Source organism: Desulfobacula sp., from assembly GCF_030611305.1.
Taxonomy (GTDB): domain Bacteria; phylum Desulfobacterota; class Desulfobacteria; order Desulfobacterales; family Desulfobacteraceae; genus Desulfobacula.
The window spans coordinates 1-8,339 of record NZ_JAUWQB010000119.1 but is presented as its reverse complement, the minus strand read 5'-3'; the positions used below and the strand labels follow the sequence as shown (position 1 = coordinate 8,339).

At 40.4% G+C, this 8,339-nt stretch carries 5 protein-coding genes; all 5 read right to left on the bottom strand.

Annotation, left to right across the window (positions count from 1 at the left end; all coding sequences use genetic code 11):
• Window positions 1-60: 60 nt before the first annotated feature.
• Window positions 61-1,830 carry a type VI secretion system Vgr family protein gene (locus QAI40_RS15935; protein WP_299983686.1) on the bottom strand — a complete coding sequence of 590 codons (1,770 nt, stop codon included), beginning with the start codon at window positions 1,828-1,830 and terminating at the stop codon, window positions 61-63.
• Window positions 1,831-1,959: 129 nt separating this feature from the next.
• Window positions 1,960-2,742 carry a hypothetical protein gene (locus QAI40_RS15930; RefSeq protein ID WP_299983684.1) on the bottom strand — a complete coding sequence of 261 codons (783 nt, stop codon included), beginning with the start codon at window positions 2,740-2,742 and terminating at the stop codon, window positions 1,960-1,962.
• A 37-nt stretch (window positions 2,743-2,779) separates the two neighbouring features.
• On the bottom strand, window positions 2,780-5,410 hold the full coding sequence (gene tssH / locus QAI40_RS15925; protein ID WP_299983682.1) for a type VI secretion system ATPase TssH: 2,631 nt from the start codon (window positions 5,408-5,410) through the stop codon (window positions 2,780-2,782).
• A gap of 63 nt (window positions 5,411-5,473) precedes the next feature.
• On the bottom strand, window positions 5,474-6,493 hold the full coding sequence (tssG, locus tag QAI40_RS15920) for a type VI secretion system baseplate subunit TssG (protein ID WP_299983680.1): 1,020 nt from the start codon (window positions 6,491-6,493) through the stop codon (window positions 5,474-5,476).
• On the bottom strand, window positions 6,457-8,187 hold the full coding sequence (gene tssF, locus QAI40_RS15915; RefSeq protein WP_299983678.1) for a type VI secretion system baseplate subunit TssF: 1,731 nt from the start codon (window positions 8,185-8,187) through the stop codon (window positions 6,457-6,459). Before tssF ends, tssG begins: the two co-directional genes overlap by 37 nt.
• Between the last annotated feature and the right edge of the window lie 152 nt (window positions 8,188-8,339).

The window sequence follows — 8,339 nt, the reverse complement described above, 5'->3', positions numbered from 1 at the left end:
CCCTTCCAAGGAAGTTATACAATGCGAAATGAGTAGTGACCATAAATAGTGACCGACTCCCTACCGACGGGTGTCTGTAATTTGTTTTGACGAACTTGGGTTAAAATTAGTTTGCGCCGTCAATTCTTGTCTATGAAGCATACCGCTAGGATTGTAATCAGTTTCGAAGTGTGCAAGTAAATCACCAATTTTAGGATCTTTATCTGTTGTTTCTTTTGTTTCGCCATCAGTTCTCGGCTCAGCATGATATTCCCCATATCTGCTGTCCTTAGCTTCAAGCCATAAATTCCCTGGGGAATGAATTTTGATATAATTAGGATCTCCATCATCAAACTCAATATAATTGTTTTTGGCCATTGTCGGCTTGCCTGCTCTTACATCTATAAAAGAGGCGCCGGTAGTTGATGGAATCATAGGGCTCTTACCAGTTTTTATTATTGACTTTTTTTGATTTTTATCAGTAACAGGGCTTGATGTTTCAGGATTTGGTATGGCTCCAGCAATTACCGGACGGTCCGGATTACCGTCAATAAATGTAAGAAGTACTTCTGTTCCTCTATGCAAAGGAAAATGCATCCCCTGGTTCTGGCCAGATGAGGGCTGCATCATTCTAAAAAAAGCTGAGGCCTTACCGCCAAATCTACCGCTCTTGTCAAAGGGGAGAATCACTTTGTATCTTCCATACTCATCCAGCTCAGCATGTTCTCCGCTGGCTGCTGCATCAATTTTTGCATTTATGGTACCGGATATTTTGGGTTTCTGGGTTAAATGCTCTGCCCTGAACTGTGCATCTGAGTAGATAGCCGTAAAGGTGTTTGAGTAGAACATCTGCTCATCTCTGGGTTCCAATACCGTACTTATTCCGGAAATAAGATACCCTGCCTGATGCCCTTCATGGGTAACATCGCTTACCAGGTATTTTCTATTGTATATATCCTTGTAATGGTCGTTGAGATCAAAGGTATATCCAGGTACGACATATGGAACAGAACTTTCTCCGTGAAAAATTGATTTCCTGCACAGAAGAGCTTCCGCTCTTATTTTAGCCAGCCGATTCCCCTCCTTAACCGTATCAAAATGTTCACCATAGATATAGTTTTCACCCCTACCGTTTTCATCCACATCCGCAATGCCCTCTACAGCAAGGGATGGTTTAAGATAATTATAGTCCTTTAAATATACCCGTTGAGGCAACATATTGTGCCTACAGAAAAAATTTTTAATCACTTCCTTTGTGTGAAGCGAATCAAGCCCTGACTGTGGCAGGTAAATAAGATCTTTACCTAACAGCAAATCTTTGTGTTCGACTTTATCGTCAGTGAAAATAACTTTTTCTCCACTGGGAGTTTGTTCAAAAAAGTAGTATATCCCTTCCCGTTCAGCCCACCTGGAAACAAAATCAAAATGAGACTCATCATACTGACAGACATATTCAAGTGGCGGATAAGTATTCTTCAAATCAAATAAAAAATCAATTCCCGATTTCAGTCCGCCATCTTTTAAGGCACTTTCCATAATATCCGGAACAGATAACTCCAGAAACACCTGGTTGTGATGGGTCAGGGAAAGCCACCAGACCTTGGGTGAAAGAACAGCCCTGAAAAAAAGATAGCCGTCATATTCTTGAGTCTCTTCAAACTGCATCAGAATGCCGTTAAATTCCACATCTTCTTCATCATCCCGATGGATGGTAAATATGGCAGGATTTTGCAAAACCTCTAAGGGGTCAATATCCGTAGTTTCAGAAACCAGTAATATTTCAAACTTATAGGGCTTGGAAATCGCTTCAAAACCTTTAAAGCTGACAACTGTAAATGTTTTTTTATCCATTCCCCTGGAGATAAAAGAAAATTTTTTTTGGGTTAATAAGGACATTTTTTCACCCCATAATTTAAGTTGTGATTCTTCCGGTGAATCTCAATTGTAAATTTTGTATTCATCAAGCCAAAATATAACAGTTCATACAAGCGTTAATAAATGAAAATCAGCCTCATCTTCCTCATCCGGCAGTTGACCAAATAATATACTGCCGGGAATATCTGTAAATCTTACATAATAGGATTGATTTTCATCAATGATATTTTTTACAGCCCAGGCTGTGTAGTGATCTTTGCCTGATTCCAGTTTGAGCCCCTGCATCTGATATTCCAGAATTGTTTTCAGGGGAATGGAATCTTTTGGTCCCACTCCATGGGCATTTGCCTCAGATGTCAAGCCACCTGCCAACACACCATTCCATGTTGTCCCCTTTGCAGGGCCTAATTCAAACCAGATGCCATAGCCCTGGTTGGCATGGATATTGATCCTGTATTCAGTGGAGATTTTTTTAACCGGTGTGTTTGCCTTTGCTGTCATCTTGGCAGCCAGAGATTTATTATCTGATTTGATGATGTCACATCCCCTGAATGGAGTTGGCAGATCTTCTATCTTTAATGATTCATCCGGGCAGACAAATAGTATCGGAAACCCAATTCCCTTTATATGCTGTAATGAAAGGCAAAGAAGTGACAATCCATATCTTACGGACTCTGATTCAAGATTTTTTTGTGTACAGGATATAACCCAAAGGGCCGTATCCTTGGCAAGAAGGTTTTCCAATGGCGCCTGCCACGCCATTTTTTGCAGGTCATCCACCCAGAAATGCCCGTCAGGCGCAAGCCCGTATTTTTTAGTAAGGTTAAGCAGACCTGTAATCTGCTTTTTCTCCCTGGACATGGATGTAATCCATACTTTTTTTTGCATCAATAACTCCCTTTGGTTATCCTTTTTGCTTTAAAAATTATTCAGTGAATTCTATTGTAAATTCGTTACTTTCATCCAGATCAAGAAGGATTTCAGAAGGCATGTCACCTGAACTCATTTTTGATAAAAGCTCCCTTGAAATCCTTGGGAAAATGTTGGCATTTAAGATGTAATCAATGTTCCTGGCGCCTGTTTCAACTTCAGTACATCTTGCAGTTATCTGTTCCATAACATTGTCAGAATAATTAAATACAATTTTATTATTAGCCAACAGGGTTTTCTTAACAGTATTCAATTTTAATTTAACAATAAGGGCCATTGCGTCAGGTCTCAGGCTGATAAACGGAAGTACATTCATTCTTGCAAGAAGTGCAGGTTTAAAATATTCTGATAACATCGGCCTGATGGCAGCAGTTACCGCGTCAATTGAAATTTCTTCTTCATCTGCCGTCATCTCCTGGATAATATCCGTTGCAAGATTACTGGTAAGTATTATGACCGTATTTTTAAAATTGATCTCCTTGCCTTCTCCATCTGTCAGAATACCTTTATCAAACACCTGGTAAAACAGATTTGATATATCCGGGTGGGCTTTTTCCACTTCATCCAGAAGAACAACAGAATAGGGTTTTTGCCTGACGGCTTCTGTTAGCATGCCGCCTTCCCCATATCCGACATACCCCGGAGGAGATCCGATGAGACGGCTTACCGTATGGCTTTCCTGGAATTCACTCATATTTATGGTCACACTGTTTTTTTCACTGCCAAAAAGAATCTCTGCTATGGCAAGACCGGTTTCAGTTTTTCCTACACCACTGGGACCTGCCAGAAGAAATACCCCAATGGGCTGATTTGGATTTTTTATCCCTGATTTGGAAGCTCTGATAACTTCTGCAATTGCAGCAAGTGCATGATCCTGACCCTTAACACGGTTGTTTAACAGATGTTCCAGGTTGAGGATACTTTCTGCCTCATCCTGCACCATTTTCCCCAAAGGAACCCCTGTCCAGTCAGAAACAACCTGTGCAATAACATCCGGGTTTACTTCAAGCTGCATCAAAGGGTTGTCTCCCTGAGTTTGGGCCAGCGCTTTATTTGCATCATTCAATCGGGCTTTAAGATCTTCCACTATTTTAAGATCGTTTTTGTCGGAATCCTGCAATGTTTTTCTCAAATCAAGCACGATCTGGGCAGCCTCTTTTTCTTCTTCCCAGCTTTGTCTGATTTCATTTGCCCGGGATTCAAATTCTGCTATGGAATTTACGATTAAATCATACTCATCAGGGTCAAATTCCATATTATTGTTCCGGTCGCGTTCCATGGCGGATTTGGTTCTTTCAAAAGCCTGGATGGACCTTTCCTTATCCTCAAGAGCAGGCGGTTTGGTTGACAGGTTTATTTTTACCCTGGCACATCCTGTGTCCAAAAGATCAATTGCCTTGTCAGGAAGAAATCTTCCGGTAATATAACGGTCGGAAAATTCAGCAGCAGCTTTTACAGCACCTTCTGTTATGATGACTTTATGGGCATCTTCATATCCAGGCTTCAAACCCCTTAAGATCAGTTCTGTATCTTTTACACTTGGTTCTTCAAGCTTTATGGGCTGAAATCTTCTTGCCAGTGCCGGGTCTTTTTCAAAATACTTTTTATATTCACCCCAGGTGGTGGCCGCAACAGTACGCAATTCACCCCTTGCCAGCGCTGGTTTTAAAAGATTGGCAGCATCCCCTCCACCTGCACTTCCACCGGCCCCTATAAGGGTATGGGCTTCGTCAATAAATAAAATAATAGGGGTTTCAGAGGATTTTATTTCATTGATCACTCCTTTGAGCCTGTTTTCAAATTCCCCTTTCATGCCTGCTCCAGCTTCCAAAAGCCCCATATCCAGTTCAAGCAGGGTTACATTTTTCAGCACATCAGGAATATCATCCTGGACAATTCTCAAGGCAAGCCCTTCAACCACAGCTGTTTTCCCAACTCCTGGCTCTCCAACACAAATAGGGTTGTTTTTTCTTCGCCTTGCCAGAACATCAATCATCTGACGAATCTCTTCATCCCTTCCAAAAACAGGATCGATCCCGCCCTGTTCGGCTTTCTCTGTGAAATTATTGCAAAAGCGGGCAATAAAACTTTCACCTCCCCTGGAAGGAGAGGCAGCAGCCCCTGCTGCAATTTTCTCTTTTGTGGACAGGGTTTCAGCAGAGCCTTTGGTGATACCCCAGAATTGTTCCACCAGGGTGTCTTTGTTTATTTTCTTTAAAATATCGGAGTAATTTCCTGTAATATAGGAAAGCGGTCTGGATAAAAGTGCCAGCAGAATGCCACCGGATCTGATTTTGCCTTCTTCAAGCTCAATGGAAGAAATCATCCATCCGTCCTGGAACAGATCGAGAAGCCTTGGGGAGAAAACAGGCTTACCTGAATTTCCTGTTTTAAATTCTTCAATAGCCGCTTCAATTTTTTTCTGCAATAGTCCCGCTTCAATTTCAAACTGCTGGCATATCATGGACAGATCAGATCTTGAGTCCTCTAAGAGCTTGAGCAAAAAATGTTCAACTGATACCTCGTAGTGTGTTCTGGAAACGCATAATCCAGCCCCTCCCTGTAATGTATTTGTGCAAAAGTCATTTAAATGGAGAAGTAAAGATTTTGTATCAACATTAACCATTGTCACCCTCCCTTTGTTTATAAAAATAGGTTCATAGAAATTACTATTTAAAATTATAATTTTTTATATGGCTGAAAATCTTGTTTCCACTTTATCAGGAATACTGTTTTCTGGAACAAGCCATGTATTCCATCCTAAATTTGACCACCTTTCATTACCAGGTTGTGCCGTTTCAATGTTGTTTTCTTGAAGTTCTATAACCAGTTCCCACTCAAGGGGCTGATTCACATAAAAATTCACCATTTGTTTTAATTCCAGGAATAGCTGTTGATCCGGAAGAAACAGATGAAGGATATCGGCATTGGCATCCGTAATCACCATCTGAAACTTTCCTGTGATATCATTGATCACATCCCCTATGACAGAATCTTGTCCCAGTGTGCAGGATGATATGCCTAACAAAGAATGCTGATCATCCGGAATGGATACTTTTCTTAAAACGCATTGGTTAATCTTTATCCGGTTTTTCAGATTAAAACAGTCTTCAATGATGGATATAAGCCCCTCTGCAGATCTTGGGAACTGAATTATCAGTCCTGTATATCTGAAATATTTTTCAGTATTGTATATCTGTTCCCGCAACTGCTTGTTTTCAAGACCAAGCAGACAATAAATCATATTGATGACGGTTTCATCATTTTCTTCACATATTTTATAAAATAGTCTGTATTTACTCCATATTTTAAAAAATATCGGATAAATTGAATAATTTAAGATATCAATAAAGTCACGCTTTATTGATTTATCATTGTTAAATTCTTCAATAAGATCTTCCGTGTAAAAGGTCGGGAGAGGAGAGGACGTTCCATACAGCCCAAGGAAAGTGGCTGTAATCAGATATTGTAGTGGTTCATCCCCGATTTTTTCTATTTGTGTAATATCCGTTCCCGGAAACCTTAAAGAGAGTTCCGGTCTGATTCGTATCTGGTTTTCTAAAAAATCATTTCTGCTGAAATCATTTTTCCGGTTTAAAGAAACATGATGCAATAAAAGCCGGATTGCCTGGGCAAAGGAAAAAGAAGAACTCTTTGCGATCAGTTTTTCAGTTATTTCAAACTTTTGTTCCCGATCCTCGGCAGCCATGAAAAAGATTCTCCTGAAATGGTTTCATTAATAATCAATCGCGTATAACTGTTAATACTGCTGTACCTGCTGAAAAATTCATCAATTACCGCGCCGAATACCACAACATCTCCTTTGGATGCAAACGCATCCTTGCTCAGGGAAATTGTAATCTTTTCCCCTCTGACAACCATTCCCCGGATCAGCCGGTCCTCATTCTCAATCTTAAAATCCAGAATACCCTGTATCCGTTTAAGATTTGCGGCAACCATTCCCTTGTCCCGGCTGTTCTGGGAAATATACAATTGAAGGATTTTTCTAAAACTTGGCGCATCTTTCAGGGAAAGCAAGTTTAAAGACATATGTGACAGCAGCCGCCAAAGCGTATCCCCTTCCAGAGGGGGTTCAACATTTGTAGTTGGTGCGGTAATATTAGCAAAATTCAGCAGTTCCGGTGAATTGGACGTGTGCTCACAAATATCACCCGGCATGAGCCATTCGGGTTCCGGACCATTTGTACAGGTCAGATCCACGGTTAAAGTTTCCTGTTTATAATCGCTTTTCTGACTTGCATAGGTCAGGTTCAGGTAAACTTCATAGGCATTGGTAATGGGAGAAAGCTGCCGGATTGCTTTAAAAAAGGACTGATCCTGGGTATCAAATGAAAAATAATCCATGGGCCTATACTCAATCGGCTTGACACTTCCCTGGGTGAACCCTGTGACCTTGTCCACACTGTATATCTGGTATCCTGTCCCGGTCTTGGATGATGGCCGTACCCTGATTTTTTCCTTTGTGTGATCCATCACAACCGGCTCGGCCTCAAAGGGAAAAATATTAATGATTGGAACCGAAAATAAAGAAAAATTATCAGGCGACACACTTGGAAGATCAAAGGACGGGTCTTTGAATTCAAATACAATGTCAAACTGATTTCCATCTGGTTTATTTTTCCAGTTCTTTAAGCCGGATAATTCAAAAACTAAAAATTTCTGGGGAAAAATAAAATATTCCTGTAAAAGGGAAAAACCGGAGAAAGATTGAGCCGGATAAGAAAAAAGAGAATTGGCTTTTTCAAAACCAAGGGATTTAAAATCACCTTCCGGCAGAATATAAGCTTCCGAATTGTTTGGCGTAATAATTTTAATCTTGGAAACAAACTGTGTAAAACACGCAAAGATATCCGATGTTTTTGCATATGCTCCGGAAAGGAAAAAAGACAGTCTGTCTGGATTCCACTGCGGCAGAGAAATCCCTGAAAGTTGAAAGGAAAGGGACATTTTATATTCCTTTTCCCTGGCCAGAGTTTTGGCTGACACAATTCTCAGAGGATGAACATCAAGATCAAAACAGGTCTGAAACATGCATTTAATACCGTTCTTTTCTTTTGAAGACAAATAGGTCCCCGAAGGCACCCTGATTGTTTCAATGAGGGACGGCTTGGGTGTAAACGATATAATAGACGTACAGGGAACCGGTCTCAGATAATGGGGATAGACAATATCCATTAACCCGTGGATAATTTCCGGGAAATCATCATCAATCTTATGCTGAAGGTGACCAGTTAAAAAAGCGGTTCCTTCAAGCAGACGTTCAACATCCGGATCGACAGACTCACTGGCCAACATGGGAGCTGCAGCAGGATGTGCTTTGGAAAATTCTTTGGCAAGCTCCCTTAATTTGTAGAGTTCATTTTGATAATATTTATTAAACAATCTTGTTACCCTGTCTGGTACCTTTCAGAATAATTGATGTTATGAATTTGTGAGAGCTTTTCAAACTATCTCACACAGATTCATGGCTCAATTATTCTGGGGTAAATAGTTTCATTTTTTTCATATAATTTAAGCTGAAAACAGAATAATTT

Bases quoted from the DNA above. Each gene is read 5' to 3' on its own strand.
- QAI40_RS15935 (WP_299983686.1), bottom strand. From the start codon at position 1,830: ATGGATAAAAAAACATTTACAGTTGTCAGCTTTAAAGGTTTTGAAGCG.
- tssG (WP_299983680.1), bottom strand. From the start codon at position 6,493: ATGGCTGCCGAGGATCGGGAACAAAAGTTTGAAATAACTGAAAAACTG.
- tssH (WP_299983682.1), bottom strand. From the start codon at position 5,410: ATGGTTAATGTTGATACAAAATCTTTACTTCTCCATTTAAATGACTTT.
- QAI40_RS15930 (WP_299983684.1), bottom strand. From the start codon at position 2,742: ATGCAAAAAAAAGTATGGATTACATCCATGTCCAGGGAGAAAAAGCAG.